16 protein-coding genes and 1 tRNA gene are annotated in these 15,328 nt (G+C 65.6%); 1 reads left to right on the top strand and 16 read right to left on the bottom strand.

The annotated features are described in order from the left end of the window. The 13 genes from nuoE to trpB form a co-directional block, all read right to left on the bottom strand. The gene (nuoE, locus tag ASD14_RS05540; RefSeq protein ID WP_056130175.1) at positions 1 to 528 is read right to left on the bottom strand and encodes an NADH-quinone oxidoreductase subunit NuoE; all 528 of its coding nucleotides are present in this window, start codon (positions 526 to 528) and stop codon (positions 1 to 3) included. Between the two features lie 26 nt (positions 529 to 554). Beyond that, positions 555 to 1,853: an NADH-quinone oxidoreductase subunit D gene (locus ASD14_RS05535; RefSeq protein ID WP_235565315.1), complete on the bottom strand. Its 1,299-nt coding sequence runs from the start codon at positions 1,851 to 1,853 to the stop codon at positions 555 to 557. Beyond that, positions 1,850 to 2,578, bottom strand: coding sequence for an NADH-quinone oxidoreductase subunit C (locus tag ASD14_RS05530; protein WP_056130172.1), 729 nt, complete (start codon positions 2,576 to 2,578; stop codon positions 1,850 to 1,852). The genes ASD14_RS05535 and ASD14_RS05530 overlap by 4 nt, the downstream gene beginning before the upstream one ends. A 1-nt stretch (position 2,579) precedes the next feature. Then, the gene (locus ASD14_RS05525) at positions 2,580 to 3,152 is read right to left on the bottom strand and encodes an NADH-quinone oxidoreductase subunit B (protein WP_056130169.1); all 573 of its coding nucleotides are present in this window, start codon (positions 3,150 to 3,152) and stop codon (positions 2,580 to 2,582) included. After that, positions 3,143 to 3,499, bottom strand: coding sequence for an NADH-quinone oxidoreductase subunit A (locus tag ASD14_RS05520; protein WP_056130166.1), 357 nt, complete (start codon positions 3,497 to 3,499; stop codon positions 3,143 to 3,145). Before ASD14_RS05520 ends, ASD14_RS05525 begins: the two co-directional genes overlap by 10 nt. A gap of 114 nt (positions 3,500 to 3,613) precedes the next feature. After that, a tRNA-Leu gene (locus ASD14_RS05515) sits at positions 3,614 to 3,698 on the bottom strand. Positions 3,699 to 3,855: 157 nt separating this feature from the next. Continuing rightward, the gene (gene secG / locus ASD14_RS05510) at positions 3,856 to 4,323 is read right to left on the bottom strand and encodes a preprotein translocase subunit SecG (RefSeq protein ID WP_056130163.1); all 468 of its coding nucleotides are present in this window, start codon (positions 4,321 to 4,323) and stop codon (positions 3,856 to 3,858) included. Between the two features lie 17 nt (positions 4,324 to 4,340). Beyond that, positions 4,341 to 5,087, bottom strand: coding sequence for a triose-phosphate isomerase (tpiA, locus tag ASD14_RS05505; protein WP_056132143.1), 747 nt, complete (start codon positions 5,085 to 5,087; stop codon positions 4,341 to 4,343). Positions 5,088 to 5,190: 103 nt separating this feature from the next. Next, entirely contained in the window at positions 5,191 to 6,126 is a 936-nt protein-coding gene (locus ASD14_RS05500) for a 2-oxoglutarate and iron-dependent oxygenase domain-containing protein (protein WP_056130159.1), read from the bottom strand. 63 nt (positions 6,127 to 6,189) lie between these two features. Next, on the bottom strand, positions 6,190 to 7,551 hold the full coding sequence (gene glmM / locus ASD14_RS05495; protein ID WP_056130157.1) for a phosphoglucosamine mutase: 1,362 nt from the start codon (positions 7,549 to 7,551) through the stop codon (positions 6,190 to 6,192). Then, entirely contained in the window at positions 7,548 to 8,438 is an 891-nt protein-coding gene (accD, locus tag ASD14_RS05490; protein WP_056130153.1) for an acetyl-CoA carboxylase, carboxyltransferase subunit beta, read from the bottom strand. Before accD ends, glmM begins: the two co-directional genes overlap by 4 nt. Positions 8,439 to 8,601: 163 nt before the next feature. Continuing rightward, entirely contained in the window at positions 8,602 to 9,393 is a 792-nt protein-coding gene (gene trpA / locus ASD14_RS05485; RefSeq protein ID WP_056130150.1) for a tryptophan synthase subunit alpha, read from the bottom strand. Positions 9,394 to 9,654: 261 nt separating this feature from the next. After that, on the bottom strand, positions 9,655 to 10,869 hold the full coding sequence (trpB, locus tag ASD14_RS05480; protein ID WP_056130147.1) for a tryptophan synthase subunit beta: 1,215 nt from the start codon (positions 10,867 to 10,869) through the stop codon (positions 9,655 to 9,657). Positions 10,870 to 10,942: 73 nt separating this feature from the next. On the opposite strand from trpB, the gene ASD14_RS05475 reads away from it, so the two are divergent. Then, positions 10,943 to 11,830: a LysR family transcriptional regulator gene (locus ASD14_RS05475; protein ID WP_056130143.1), complete on the top strand. Its 888-nt coding sequence runs from the start codon at positions 10,943 to 10,945 to the stop codon at positions 11,828 to 11,830. 91 nt (positions 11,831 to 11,921) lie between these two features. Here ASD14_RS05475 and ASD14_RS05470 read toward each other — a convergent pair whose 3' ends face one another. The 3 genes from ASD14_RS05470 to ASD14_RS05460 form a co-directional block, all read right to left on the bottom strand. Beyond that, complete coding sequence (locus ASD14_RS05470; RefSeq protein WP_056130138.1) at positions 11,922 to 12,572, bottom strand: phosphoribosylanthranilate isomerase; 651 nt, start codon at positions 12,570 to 12,572, stop codon at positions 11,922 to 11,924. A 51-nt stretch (positions 12,573 to 12,623) separates the two neighbouring features. Next, a complete protein-coding gene (truA, locus tag ASD14_RS05465) occupies positions 12,624 to 13,430 on the bottom strand; it encodes a tRNA pseudouridine(38-40) synthase TruA (RefSeq protein ID WP_056132140.1) in 807 nt (268 codons plus the stop codon). A gap of 152 nt (positions 13,431 to 13,582) precedes the next feature. After that, on the bottom strand, positions 13,583 to 15,316 hold the full coding sequence (locus ASD14_RS05460) for a FimV/HubP family polar landmark protein (RefSeq protein WP_343123455.1): 1,734 nt from the start codon (positions 15,314 to 15,316) through the stop codon (positions 13,583 to 13,585). Positions 15,317 to 15,328 lie beyond the last annotated feature (12 nt).

Below are 15,328 nucleotides of genomic sequence, written 5' to 3'. Positions count from 1 at the left end.
TCACTTCAACTCGTCGAGCAGCTCGTCGACGCGGCTGGCGTCGAGCTGTTCGTGGTAATGGCCGTTGATCACCACCACCGGCGCACCGCAGCACGCGGCGACGCATTCTTCCTCGCGCTTGAGGTAGATGCGGCCGTCGGCGGTGGATTCGCCCAGCTTGCAGCCGAGCTTCTGCTCGGCATGCCGGACAAGGTCTTCGGCGCCGTTGAGCCAGCAGCTGATGTTGGTGCAGAAGGCGACGTTGTTGCGGCCGACCTTCCCGGTTTCGAACATCGAGTAGAACGAAGCGACCTCGTAGGCCCATACCGGTGGCAAGTCGAGATACTTGGCCACGGCAGCGATGAGTTCATCGCTCAGCCATCCGCCATTTTGCTCCTGTGCGGCATGCAGGCCCTGCAACACGGCAGAGCGCTTGCGGTCCGTCGGGAACTTGGCGACCCAATGGTCGATGTGCGCACGGGTCTTGTCCGACAGGGTCACCATCGGGTCGACATTGCGCGCGTTTTCGAAATTGCCAGTGGCCTTCATCGATCCTGCTCTTATCGGTGCCGCAATTAGCGGTCAATCTCACCAAACACGACGTCGTACGTACCGATCATCGCCACCACGTCGGCCAGCATGTGGCCCTTGACGATCTCGTCCATCGAAGAAAGGTGCGCGAATCCCGGTGCGCGCAGCTTGCAACGGAACGGCTTGTTGGCACCGTCCGAAACCAGGTAGCAGCCGAACTCGCCCTTGGGCGCTTCCACTGCGGCGTAGGTCTCGCCCGCCGGGACGCAATAGCCCTCGGAAAACAGCTTGAAGTGATGGATGAGGGCTTCCATGTCGTCCTTCATCTCTTCGCGGCTGGGCGGCGCGACCTTGAAGTTGTCGACGATCACGGGGCCCGGATTGGCCTGCAGCCATTTCACGCACTGCTGGATGATGCGATTGGACTGGCGCATCTCGGCAACGCGAACCAGATAGCGGTCGTAGCAATCGCCATTCACGCCCACCGGGATGTCGAAGTCGACTTCGGCGTACTTCGCGTAGGGCTGCTTCTTTCGCAGGTCCCACGCAATGCCCGAACCGCGGATCATCGGACCGGTCATGCCCCACGCGAATGCCTGCTCCGGCGTCACCACGCCGATGCCGACAGTGCGCTGCTTCCAGATGCGGTTGTCGGTCAGCAGCGTCTCGTATTCGTCAACGCGCTTGGGGAAATCCTCGGTGAAGCGCTCGAGGTAATCGAGCAGCGATCCTTCGCGCCATTCGTTGAAGCGCTTGAGCGACTGGCCCTTGCGCCACGGCGATTCCTTGTAGCGCGGCATCTGCGCCGGCAGGTCGCGGTAGACGCCGCCCGGCCGGTAATAGGTTGCGTGCATGCGGGCGCCGGAGACCGCTTCATAGCAGTCCATCAGCTCTTCGCGCTCGCGGAACGCGTACAGGAACACCGCCATCGCGCCGAGGTCGAGCGCATTAGAGCCGACCCACATCAGGTGGTTCAGGATCCGCGTGATCTCGTCGAACATCGTGCGGATCCACTGCGCGCGTTCCGGTGCCTCGATTCCCATCAGGGTTTCGATCGCACGCACGTAGGCGTGTTCGTTGCACATCATCGAGACGTAATCCAGGCGATCCATGTAGCCGATCGACTGGTTGAACGGCTTGGATTCGACGAGCTTCTCGGTGCCGCGATGGAGCAGGCCGATATGCGGATCGGCGCGCTGCACGACTTCGCCGTCCATCTCGAGGATGAGGCGGAGCACGCCGTGCGCAGCCGGGTGCTGCGGGCCGAAATTCAGCGTGTAGTTGCGGATTTCGGCGTTGAGCAGACCGGAACCATTCGAAGGATTGGAAAGCACGGAACTCACTTCTTCACCTCCGCGTCCTGCGCCGCTTCACCAGCAGCGGTCGCGTAACGCGCATCGTCGCGGATCACGCGCGGCACCAGCACGCGCGGCTCGATCGAAACGGGTTCGTAGACGACACGGCGCTTCTCTGCGTCGTAACGCACCTCGACGTTGCCGATCAGCGGGAAATCCTTGCGGAACGGATGGCCGACGAAGCCGTAGTCGGTCAGGATGCGGCGCAGGTCCGGATGGCCTTCGAAGACGATGCCATACAGGTCGAAAGCTTCGCGTTCGAACCAGTTCACGCCCGGCCACACGGAGGTCAGCGAAGCGACAACCGGAAGATCGTCATTCTCCGCGAACGTGCGCAGGCGGACGCGCTGGTTGTGCTGGCACGACAGCAGGTGCGCAACGGCGGCAAAGCGGCGCTCCGGCGAGTTGGCTGCGCCGTTGGGCGCCTCGCCCCAGGCGAAGCGGCCGGCGCCCTTGCCTTCCACGCCGCGCGAGAAGCCTTCAGACGAGACGTCGGTGTCCCACTCGTCGCTGCCGTAGCTCAGGTAATCGACGCCACTGACGTCGACGCATTGCTCGAAACCGAAGTCGTCGCGCAGCGCCTGTGCCGCGGGGAGCCATTCCGCGGCGGCAACGTCCAGCGTGATTTCGCCGCGCGGCTCGGCGACGATGACCATCGCGCCTTCGAATCGGGCGCGCAGGCGATCGGCGAGTGCAGATCCTGTCGCAGCCATGTCAGCGCACACCCTGCTTGTTGTCGCCGAAATTGGTGCCGCGGCGGATCTTCTTCTGCAGTTGCAGGATGCCGTAGACCAGCGCTTCGGCGGTCGGCGGGCAGCCCGGAACATAGATGTCGACCGGCACGATGCGATCGCAACCGCGCACAACGGCATACGAGTAGTGGTAATAACCGCCACCATTCGCGCACGAGCCCATCGAGATCACCCACTTCGGGTCGGGCATCTGGTCGTAGACCTTGCGCAGCGCCGGGGCCATCTTGTTCACGAGAGTGCCCGCTACGATCATCACGTCCGACTGTCGCGGCGAGGGACGGAACACGACGCCGTAGCGGTCGAGGTCCAGGCGCGCGGCACCCGCGTGCATCATCTCGACAGCGCAGCAGGCCAGGCCAAAGGTCATCGGCCACATCGAACCGGTACGTGCCCAGTTCCACAGCGTGTCGAGATTGGTGGTGACGAAGCCCTGCTGCATCACCGGGTTCTGGTCTTCGGGCAGCAGCAGGTCGTCCAGCCGCCCTTCCGGCAGCGGGTTGTGCATCAGGCCCGAGACAGTCTGGATCACTCCCATTCGAGCGCGCCCTTCTTCCACACGTAGACGAAACCGATCACCAGTAGCGCGAGGAACACGCCCATTTCAATGAGCCCGAACACGCCGAGTTCCCGGAATACCAGCGCCCACGGAAAGACGAAGGCAATTTCCAGGTCAAAAACGATGAACAAGATGGCGATGAGGTAATAGCGCACGTCGAACTGCATGCGCGCGTCCTCGAATGCGCCGAAGCCGCATTCATAGGGCGAGAGTTTCTCGACCGTGGGACGCTGGGGGCCGAGTACACGGCCCACGACCAGCAGGGCGACGCCAATGCCACCGGCGACGATCAGGAACAGCAGGGTCGGCAGGTATTCGGCCAGCACTCGCGTTCTCTCGGCTGATGCCGCGTTGCCGCGGCGTTGGCTCGGCATCTGGGTGCCGTTGTTTGCTTACGCTGAAGGGGCCGCACGCTTTCGTGCGAACCCCTTCAGAAGATTTGGTGCCCAAGGGGGGACTCGAACCCCCACGACCTAAGTCGCTACCACCTCAAGGTAGTGCGTCTACCAATTCCGCCACCTGGGCTGAAACTCTATGAAGCAGGTTGTCGCCAACCCTGGCTGCTCCCCGCGCATGCCGGCCGGGTCGCCTGCGGCCTTCGCCAGATACATCGGCGCCGGCCGGCACCCGGCTGATCCGTGCCGGGCTGGAAAGAATGCTAATGGTACCGCGTTTGTTTCGCTTAGCCGCCTGAGGCGGGTTGCGTCGGCGCGGGTTGCTGCTGCGTCGAAGGCTCGACTGGCGCCGGTGCCGTGCTCCCCGCCGGAGCCGCAGGAACCGTGCTGGCCGGAGCGGCACCCGTCGGCGCGGTCGTAGCCGGAGCCGCAGGAACCGTCGCGTTGCCAGCGGGTGCTGCCGGAGCGGCCGGCACTTGCGACATCAGGCCCTTCTCTTCGCCTGCCGCCGGAGCGCTGACGCTGCCACGACCAGCATTCCACGCCATGAACAGGCTGATGGCGAAGAAGAGGACGGCAAGCCACTTGGTCGACTTCGACAGGAAATTCGAAGCGCCGCGCGAACCGAACACAGTGCCGGATGCGCCCGCGCCGAAGCCCGAACCCGCCTGCGCACCCGCGCCGCGCTGCATGAGGATCAGCGCGATCATCGCGATCGCGATCAGCACATAGATGACGTTGAGGAACAACAGCATCGTTGGAAACTCGATAGTTACGCCGCCGCAGCGACAATGGCATTGAAGTCGTCGGCGACGAGGGAAGCCCCGCCAACCAGGCCGCCATCGACATCCGGCTGTGCGAACAGCGCGGCGGCATTGTCGGCCTTCACGCTTCCGCCGTACAGGATCGGTAGCAAGCCAGCAATTCTAGCATCGTATTGCGAGATTTCGCCACGGATGAATGCGTGCACTTCTTGTGCCTGCTCCGGTGTCGCCGTTTTGCCGGTACCGATCGCCCAGACGGGCTCGTACGCGATGATCGCGCCCTCGAGCACGCCAGCGCCCTGCTCCAGCACGGGAGCGAGCTGTTCCTGCAGGCGCCATTCGGTCTGCCCGTCCTCGCGTTCGCTGAGGGTCTCGCCGATGCACAGGATCGGAATCAGGCCGGCCGACCTGGCCGCGAAGAACTTGCGGGCAACGAGCTGGCTGCTTTCGTGATGGTATTGGCGGCGCTCGGAATGACCCACCAGCCCATAGCGCGCGCCTACATCAAGCAGCATCGCTGCTGATACCTCGCCGGTATACGCCCCCTTGAGGTTCGCGCTGACGTCCTGCGCGCCGAACTGCAATCCGCGCCCTTCATAGCGTTCCACCAGCTCGCCGAGATACGGCAGCGGCGGCAGGATGATGCGCTCCACGCCTGCTGCTGCAGGTGCGGACGCAATCGCGTCCAGCAGTTCGAAGGCGAACTTGCGGTCGCCATGCAACTTCCAGTTTCCGGCAGCGATCTTGCGGCGCATCGGCATATCCATGAATGCGGGGTGCGCAGTTTAACGCAGCGCTAATGAGAAGAAGCCGATCACTTCGCGCGCGGGAACGCGCGAGGTGATGAGCAACGGATGGTTACTTGAGCTTGATTTCGGCCAGCCGCTCTTCGAGATAGCCGTGGGCCGTGATCGGCTCGGGATAGCGACTCGGATTGTCGGCGCTGATGCACGAAGGCAGCACGTCGATCAGGAAATCCGGATTCGGATGCAGGAAGAACGGGGTCGAATAGCGCGGCTGGCGCGCCTTCTCTCCAGGAGGATTCACCACGCGATGCGTAGTCGAGGGATACACGTGGTTGGTGAGGCGCTGCAGCATGTCGCCGATATTCACCACGATGGTGTCGGCGTCGGCGGTGAACGGCACCCACTCGCCCTTGCGCGACTTCACTTCCAGCCCTTCCGAACTCGCGCCGACCAGCAGCGTGATCAGGTTGATGTCCTCATGCGCGCCGGCGCGGACATTGGGGATGTCGTCGGTGGTGATCGGCGGATAGTGGATCGGACGCAGGATGGAATTGCCGAAGTCCGTCTTGTCGGCGAAATAGTTCTCCGGCAAACCGATGTGCAACGCCAATGCGCTGAGCACGCGCGAACCCAGCTGATCCAGTGCCTGGTACAGGCCGTACGCGAGGTCGCGGAATTCCGGGATCTCTTCCGGCCACAGGTTCGGTGGCATCACGTCCGCGTACTTCGAGTCGCGCGGGATCTCACGACCGACGTGCCAGAACTCCTTCAGGTCGAAGTACTTCGAATCCTTCGCGGTTTCGATGCCGAATGGCGTATAGCCGCGCGCGCCGCCACCGCCGGGCACGTGGTACTTGCGCTTGACTTCGTCGGGCAACGCGAAGAAGCGCTTGAACACATCGTAGGAACCGTCGATCAGAGATTGCGAAATTCCGTGATTGCGGATGCCTGCGAAGCCCCACTCCCGATATGCAGCGCCAATTTCGGCGACGAATGCGTCACGGTCGGTGTCGTAACGACGGATGTCGAGGGTCGGGATCTGGCTCATGGATTCTTTGGAGGAATTCGGTAGGAGAACTGTGCTGCGATAGGCAGCGATGGATTGACCGGGTCAACCGGCCGCCGAACGCACGGCGCTGGCGAGGCTCTCCAGGATCGAGTCGACCAGTGCTGCGTCGTCGGCTTCGACCGTCACGCGCACCACCGGTTCCGTGCCGGATGGCCTGAGGAACGCGCGGCCACGCCCGGCAACCGCCGCCTGCGCACTCGCCAGTGCAGCCTGCACCGACGGCGCTTCCGCAGGCTTGCCGGCACCGACGGCGTAACGCACGTTCACCGTCCTCTGCGGCACGCGGTCCAGTCCCTGCAGTGCATCGCGCAGCGAAATGCCGCGACGGCGCAGCGCTTCGAGCACCTGCAACGCGCTGACGATGCCATCGCCGGTACCACTGCGGTCCAGGCACAGCATGTGGCCGGAAGCTTCGCCGCCAAGCACACCGCCATTGGCGACCAGTTGCTGGTGAACGTAACGGTCGCCGACCTTCGCGCGTATGAAACCGATGCCATCGCGCTCCAGCGCGCGTTCCAGGCCGTAGTTGGTCATCAGCGTGCCGACGACCGGGCCGGCAAGACGGCCGGTTTCCTTCCAGTCGCGCGCCAGCACGTACAGCAGGTCGTCGCCGTCGCGCACCGTGCCGTCCCCGTCCACGAACATCACGCGATCGCCATCGCCATCGAAGGCGATGCCGAGGTCCGCGCCGGTTTCGCGAACACGTGCGGCCAGCGTTTCGGGATGGGTCGACCCGACGCCGTCATTGATGTTCAGGCCGTTGGGATCGATGCCGATCGCGTCGACGCGCGCGCCGAGTTCGCGCAGCACCAACGGACCCAGCTGGTAGGTCGCCCCGTTCGCGCAGTCCATCGCGATGCGCATGCCGCCGAGGTCGAAACCCTTCGGCACCGAATTCTTGCAGTGCTCGACGTAACGGCCGAGCGCGTCGCGCGTGCGCACGGCCTTGCCGAGCAGTTCGGACGAAACCGTGCGGAACGGCTCGTCCAGCGCCGCTTCGATGGCGAGTTCGGTGTCGTCGTCGAGCTTCTCGCCTTCCGCGGAAAAGAACTTGATGCCGTTGTCGTAATGCGGATTGTGCGAAGCCGAGATCACGATGCCGCCATCGGCACGCATCGAATGCGTGAGATGCGCGACGGCCGGCGTCGGCATGGGCCCCATCAGCTGCACGTCGACGCCCGCGGCGACGAGGCCGGCTTCCAGCGCGGCTTCGAACATGTAGTTCGAAATGCGCGTGTCCTTGCCGATGATGACCTGCGGCTTGCGCCAGTCGCGGCGGCCATCGAAGGACTTGGTCAGGGCATGGCCGTAGGCGTTGCCGAGGCGCAGCACGAAATCGGCGGAAATCGCGCCTTCGCCGACACGGCCGCGAATGCCGTCGGTGCCGAAATACCTGCGGCTCAAGCAGCAACCTCGTTGTCTTCCTGCGGCATCGGCTGCTTCAGCATCAACGCGAACAGGTGCGCCAGGCGATCGCGCATTTCACGGCGGTCGCAGATCTGGTCGACGGCGCCGTGTTCGACGAGGAACTCGGAACGCTGGAAGCCTTCCGGCAGTTTCTCGCGCACGGTCTGCTCGATGACGCGCGGGCCGGCGAAGCCGATCAGCGCTTCGGGTTCGGCCATGTTGATGTCGCCGAGCATCGCGAACGATGCCGAGACGCCACCCGTGGTGGGATGCGTCATCACCGAGATGTATGGCAGGCCCCTCGCCCGCATGCGCGCGAGCGCGGCGGAGGTCTTGGCCATCTGCATCAGCGAGAACAGGCTTTCCTGCATGCGCGCGCCGCCGCTGGCGGAAAAGCACACGAACGGGCAACCGAGTTCCAGCGCGCGTTCGGCCGCGAGGGCGAAGCGTTCGCCGACGACCGACCCCATCGAACCGCCCATGAACGCGAAATCGAACGAAGCCGCCACCAGGTCGCGGCCCTTCAGTCGGCCCTGCATCGCGATCAGTGCGTCGCGTTCACCGGTCGACTTCTGCGCGGCCTTGATGCGGTCGGAATACTTTTTCTGGTCCTTGAACTTCAGGACGTCGGTCGGGCCGAGCCCGGCGCCGATCTCGCTGGTGCTGTCGGCATCGAACAGTGACGCCAGCCGCGCGCGGGCGCGGATGGGCATGTGGAAGCTGCACTTCGGGCAGACCTCGAGGTTCTCCTCGAGCTCCGGGCGGTACAGCACCACGCCGCAGCGGTCGCACTTCTCCCACAGGCCTTCGGGGACGCTGCGACGTTTGGCCGTACTACCTTCGGTACGGATGCCGGACGGCATGAGTTTCTTCAGCCAGGACATGCGGTGCGTGTTCCCCTGCGGTGCGGATGGTGCGTGAGCGAACGGGCAGTTTACCGCGAGCGCGCAGGGGACGAACCGGAGGGCATGGCGACCGGCTTAACCGGCTTCGATTTTGCGGGTCGGCGTCGCGGAATGGGCTTCAGCCCGGCCGGACGCGTGCGAATCAGCCGTCCAGGGCCTGCCGTAGCGGGAGCAGGAAGTCACGCGCGCTCGCAGCCGGATCGGCCGCATCGGCCAGGACCGAAACCAGGGCGCTGCCAACCACGACGCCATCGGCTTCGCGGGCCATGGCCACGGCCGAAGCGGTGTCCTTGATACCGAATCCGGCGGCCACGGGCAGGCGGCTGCGGGCCCGGATCGCCTGCAGGCGACCGGTGGCCGCCGTGGTGTCGAGCCGGTCGGCCCCGGTCACGCCGGCGAAACTGACGTAGTAGAGGTAGCCCGCGGCCTGATCGGTCAGCAATGCCATGCGCTCGTCGCTGGTCGTTGGCGACGCGAGCAGGATCAGGGCCAGGCCGTGCGTCGCGAAGGCGCTCCGGAACTCAGCGGCTTCCTCGGGCGGCAGGTCGACCAGCAGCACTCCGTCCACGCCGGCGTCCACTGCTTCGCGGGCGAAGCGCTCGGCACCGCGGATTTCCACGGGATTGAGATAACCCATCAGCACCACGGGCGTCGCGGCGTCGCGCTCTCGGAACGCGCGCACGCAGTCGAAGACATAGGACAGTCCGGCGCCGCGGGCCAGCGCGCGTTCGGAACTGCGCTGGATCGTCGGGCCGTCGGCCATGGGGTCGGAAAACGGGACGCCGAGTTCGATCACGTCGGCGCCCGCTTCGGCCAGCGCGTGCATGACCGGAACCGTGGCCTCCAGCGAGGGATCGCCCGCGGTGATGAAGGGGATCAGCGCCTTGCGCTGATTGGCCTTGAGTTGGGCGAAGCGGATGTCGATGCGATTCATGCGTTTCTGTAGGCCTTTTGAAGCCCCTCTCCCAGCGGCGACCGAAGGGAGTGCAGAGCTGAGAGGGGTTGGGCTGAGGGCCGGCGAAGGAATGGTGCTGGGTTTGAAGCCAAAGAACGTGAGCTGACGAACTTGTCCGCGAATTCCCACTGGATCACTACGCCATTCCTCACACGCCCAGAGTGCTTCCTTCGGGGCGTCCGCCCTTCGGGCACCCTCTCCGCTCAGCACTCCCTTGGTCGCCGCTGGAGGAAGGGAAATTCAAAGCGTTAGACCTTCCCGCCCCGCAATCGTGTGCACGTCCTTGTCGCCGCGCCCGGACAGGTTGCACAGCACGATCGCGTCCTTCGGCATTTCGCGCGCCAGCTTGATCGCCTGTGCGATCGCGTGGCTCGATTCGAGCGCCGGGAGGATGCCTTCGGTGCGCGCCAGTTGGTGGAATGCGGCGAGTGCTTCGTCATCGGTGACGCCGACATAATCCGCGCGACCGGTTTCTTTCAGGAACGCGTGCTCGGGACCCACGCCCGGATAGTCCAGGCCCGCCGAGACCGAATGCGTTTCGATGATCTGTCCGTCGTCATCGCACAGCACATAGGTGCGATTGCCGTGCAGAACGCCCGGCCGCCCGGCCGCCAGCGACGCAGCATGGTGACCGGTCGCAATGCCCTCGCCCGCCGCTTCGGCACCCACCAGGCGCACGTCGCGGTCGTTGAGGAACGCATGGAACACGCCGATCGCATTGCTGCCGCCACCGACGCACGCAGTCACCGCATCGGGCAGGCATCCGTATTCGGCCAGCATCTGCGCGCGCGCTTCGCGGCCGACCACGGCGTTGAAGTCGCGAACCATGCGCGGATATGGATCAGGGCCGGCCACGGTGCCGATGATGTAGAACGTGTCCTGCACGTTCGTCACCCAGTCGCGCATCGCTTCGTTGAGCGCGTCCTTGAGCGTGGACGAGCCGCTGGTCACGGGCACGACGGTCGCACCAAGCAGCTTCATCCGGTAGACGTTGATCTTCTGGCGCTCGATATCGGTTGCGCCCATGTAAACCACGCATTCCAGCCCGAGCCGTGCGGCCACCGTCGCCGACGCCACGCCGTGCTGCCCCGCTCCGGTCTCCGCGATGATCCGCGTCTTGCCCATGCGGCTGGCCAGCAGCGCCTGGCCGATGGTGTTGTTGATCTTGTGCGCGCCGGTGTGGTTCAGGTCCTCGCGCTTGAGCAGGATCCGCGCGCCGCCGGCCTCGCGGCTCAGGCGCTCGGCGAAGTAGATCGGACTGGGGCGGCCGACGTAGTGGGCGAGGTCGGCTTCGAAGGCGGCGATGAAGGCCGGATCGACCCGCGCTTCGTCATAGGCCCTGGCGAGCTGCTCCAGTGGACCGATCAGGGTCTCGGCAACGAACCGGCCCCCGAAGCGGCCGAAATGACCGGACGAATCCGGGTAGGCATGGAAATCTTCGATGCGGGCGTTCATGGCTTTACTTTAACGCGCTGTTTTCGAACGCAGAACGCATTAAATTGGTCGCATCTGTCAGCAAATCTCACATATGAGTCGCGACCTGCCCCCATTGAACGCCCTGCGCGCCTTTGAAGCCGTCGCCCGGCTGGACAGCGTCAGCCGCGCGGCCGGGGAACTGCATGTCACCCACGGCGCGGTAAGCCGCCAGTTGCGGGTTCTCGAGGACGCATTGGGTACGGCCCTCTTCGTCCGTCAGGGCCGCGGCCTCGCGCTGACGCCGGCGGGTCGGCAACTGCAGGAAGCCACGGAAGCCGCCTTCGACCCGCTGCGTACCCGTTGGGCAGAACTGCGGCGGCGCCAGGATCACGCTCCGCTGGTGCTCGGCTGCCCCGGCAGCGTGCTGGCGCGCTGGATGATTCCGCGGCTGGAGCGGCTCGCCCTCGAGCAGCCTGGTCTGAAGCTGCACCTGTCCGCCAGCGAATCCACGCCCGATGCACAGCTCACCGGCCTCGATGCGGCGCTACTGATCGCCGATGGTCCCTGGCCCGCAGGCTGGCAGGTGCATGAACTCGCGCCGGAACGTATCGGGCCCGTGATCAGCCCGCGGCATCCAGCTTTTGAACGTCTGCGCTCAGCCGCGCCCGAAGCCCTGTCGTCAATGCCATTGCTGCACACCGCGTCGAGACCGCAGGCATGGAGTGAGTGGGCACGACGCGCAGGCGTCGATGGCGCCCACCTGCAGATGGGAACCGGCTTCGATCACCTGTACTACCTGCTCGAAGCCGCGGTGGCGGGACTGGGGGCGGCGATCGCGCCGGAGCCGCTGGTTGCCGAGGACCTTGCGTCGGGCCGTCTCGCCGCGCCGTGGGGATTCGTCGAAACGGATGCGCGATGGGTGCTGTGCGCACCGCGCGGAAGGGAGAACCGCAACATCGCGCCATTGGCGGAATGGCTTCGAGAGGAACTATCCCTCTAGCGCCGTAGCGCCGCGCTTGCGCGGTGCGCTTTTGTTGACACAGGCCAACACACGAGCCAAGTAGCACCGGACGAGCACGGCGCTACGAAATTCAGGTGTGGCAATCCGCGCGACGCACTTCATCCACGAACTTGCGCATCAGGTCGCCGTCCTTGATGCCTGGTGACAACTCGATGCCGCTGGAAACGTCCACGCCCCACGGCCGCGTTGCGATCGTCGCTTCGAAGGCGTTCGACGCGTTGAGGCCGCCCGCGAGCAGCCACGGCTTCCCTGGATCCTGCGGAATGCGCGACCAGTCGAACACCTTTCCGCTACCGCCGTCTTCGCCCGGCTCGTGGCTGTCGAAAAGAAAACCCGCGGCATTCGGATAGCGCGCGCGCAACGGCATGGTCGAAGCCGGCGCATTCCCGCCCATCGGGATCGCCTTGAGGTAGGCGACGCCGAAGCTGCGGCAGAACGCATCGTCTTCGCTGCCGTGGAACTGCAGCAGGCTCGGGCGCATGTGGCGCACGATCTCGCGGACCTCGTCCTGCGTGTTGTCCATGAACAACGCCACCGAATCGACGAAGGGCGCGAGCGCGGTGCGCATCGCGCGGGCTTCCTCGGGTTCGACACGCCGCTTGCTATGGCGCGCGAACACGAAGCCGACGGCATCGACGCCCAACTCGCTCGCAAGACGTACGTCGCCGGCGCGTGTCAGGCCACAGAACTTGATGCGGGTACGGAAGAAGTTTGGTTTCACGGTTCCGATCCTAGAACGATCTTCCGGAGGGCGGTGTTCACAAGCGTGTGTTCACAGGCGCAACTGGGCAGGCAATCCGAACTGCTCGACGACGTCGGTCGGATAACGCGGCCCGAGGAACACCAGGCCATTGGATGGCGCGGTGGGCCCGGCCTTGGTGCGGTCGCGGCCCGCTAGCAGGTCGGCGATCCAGCGTTCGGGCGCGTCACCACGTCCGACCACCAGCAAGCTTCCGACAATGTTGCGCACCATGTGGTGAAGAAAGGCGTTCGCCTGCACTTCCACCGTAACCACGTCGCCATCACGCCACACGCTGATTTCCTGCAGGTCGCGACGCGCATGCGGCGCCTGGCAGTGCACGGTGCGGAAGGCGGAGAAGTCGTTTTCGCCCAGCAATGCCTGCGCGGCACGATGCATCGCATCGGCATCGAGGGGTCGGCGTTCCCATGTCAGCACCTGGCGGTTGAGTGCAGGCCGCACCATCCGGTTGAGGATCGAATAGCGATAGCGCCGCGCGCGTGCGGAGAAGCGCGCGTGGAATCCGCCGTTCACCGGCACGCACCACAGCGCGCCGATCGCCGGCGGAAGCTTGCTCGTGGTTCCGAGCACCCAGCCGCGCGGATCGCGCTGGACCGGACTGTCGAAATGGATGACCTGTCCGGCGGCGTGCACGCCCGCATCGGTGCGTCCCGCGCAGATCGTTTCGATCGGGGTCCCAGCGACGAACGTCAGCGCTTCCTCGATCACCGATTGCAGGGTGACGTAGCCCTCCGGATCGCTTTCCCCGTGCTTGCTCAGGCGCTGCCAGCCGCTGAATTCGCTGCCGTCATATTCGATGCCCATCGCGTAGCGCTGCATCAGCGGCACGCAGTTCTCATCCGGGTCTGGCGGAATGTGCGACATGGACTCCATGGTGCCGCGCAAGGCGGACACGCGATTCGCTTCTATGGGTACGACTCCGCATCAACCGGCCGGGTCGGTGAGGTGCCGGAGAGGCCGGCACCGGACTGTCATTCGAGTTCGCGCAGCATCCGCGACGCCTGCTGGCGGGCTGCATGGTCGCCATTGATCACGACTTCGCCGAGCAGCTGGCGGGCACCGGCCAGGTCACCGAGATCGAGATAGGCGCGCGCCAGTTCCAGGCGCTCGTGCGCAGCCTGCGTCGCCGGATCGAGCCGCACCGCCCCGCCGTTGTGCCATGCGGGGACCGACTTGGCGGGTGGTTCGGGTGCGCGCACCAGCGCAGGTTCGACAGCCACCGGCTCCGCCGCCGGTTCTGGTTCCACGCTGCGTGCCGGCTCGGCTTCGACGTTACGCGCGGGGGCGAAGGCATCGGCAATGGAAGGCGCGGCCGATGCCACCGGCGCACGGAACTTCGGAACGGACGCATCGCGGCGGCGCAGGAACCATGCGACCAGGGCGCCGATCAACAGCGCGCCACCGACACCGAGCATCCATGGCAGCACGGATGCCTGCGTCTGCTGTTTCTGCGTGTCGGCCAGGCGCTGTTGCGCGGCGGCGAGTTCACTGTCCTTCATCGCGATGAGCTGCTGCTGTTGCTGCTGCAGCTTCTCGAGCTCGGCGACACGGCCCTTGAGCTCCTCGGTTTCGGCTTCGCGCGCGGCAAGCGTTTCCTTGGTCGTGGTGAGTTCCTGCTGCAACATCGCCCCCTCGCCTCCGGCACTGATGCCGGATTGTGTGCCCGCCTTCGTCGCATCGCTGGCGCCCGGCGGAACGATTTCCAGACGCGCATCGGCGACGCGCGGTCCCGCGGATTTCGAAGTCGAAACCTGCTTGTTGTTCGTCGCTGCGGCCGAAGCCGAAGCGACATCGGCGTCCACCGGCTGAGGCGAGGCACGGCGCGAAGCGCGCCACTCCTGGATCTGCGAGTGGACGATCGCGCTGGCCTGCTGGGCATCCAGTTCGGTCATCGCGGTGTCGCCCGGCATGCGCAGCACGGCGCCGGCCTTGAGGCGGTTGATGTTGCCGCCGATGAAGGCGTCGGGATTCGCGCGGAGCAGCGCGATCATGGTCTGGTCGAGCGTGCCCGGACTGCCCACGCGCGCGGCAATGGCGGACAAGGTGTCGCCGCCGCGCACTTCGTAATCGCTGCCGTCGAGGGCGGGTCGCGACACCGGCGCGGGCGCGATGGCGGCCTGCTGCTGCGGCGCGATCGCCTGCGTTTCCTGCGGCGTGGGTTCGCCGGTTGGCGTTTCCGCGGGCGCCGGCTCGGGTTCGGGCTGCGTTTCCGCGGCGACGGTTTCGGAAGGCTCGGCCGGGCGCTCGATGATCGCGGGTGCTTCCACCGTCGGCGCCGAGATATCGGGCTGCAGCGGCGCGGACACCGTGCGCGGCGTGTCGACCAGTGCGGAGTATTCGCGGACCAGGCGGCCCTGCCCCCAATCGACTTCGACCAGGAAGGTCAGCAGCGGCTCGCCGACCGGCTGCGTACTCGTGACCCGGATGATCGGATTGCCGCGGGCGTCGAGTGCCTGGGTGAACTGCAGGTCGGCGATGATGCCGATCGGCGGGCGCAGGCCGATGCGGGAGAAGGTTTCCGGCGACGCCAGGCCTGCCTGGAGCTGCTCGAGTTCGCTGGGGTCGCTGGTGACGATGGGAATCTCGGCCACCAGCGGCTGGCCGATCTTCGACTTCACCTCGATCTGCCCGAGACCGAGCGCGGACGCGCCGAAGCTGGCGAACATCGCCAGCAGCGCCAGAGCAGTTCCCGCGAGTCGTTTCACGTGCAGTCCCAG

It is taken from the genome of Lysobacter sp. Root494 (assembly GCF_001427225.1).
Lineage (GTDB): Bacteria > Pseudomonadota > Gammaproteobacteria > Xanthomonadales > Xanthomonadaceae > Agrilutibacter.
Note: the sequence above shows the minus strand (reverse complement) of the source record. Positions and strands in the feature narration are given on the sequence as shown.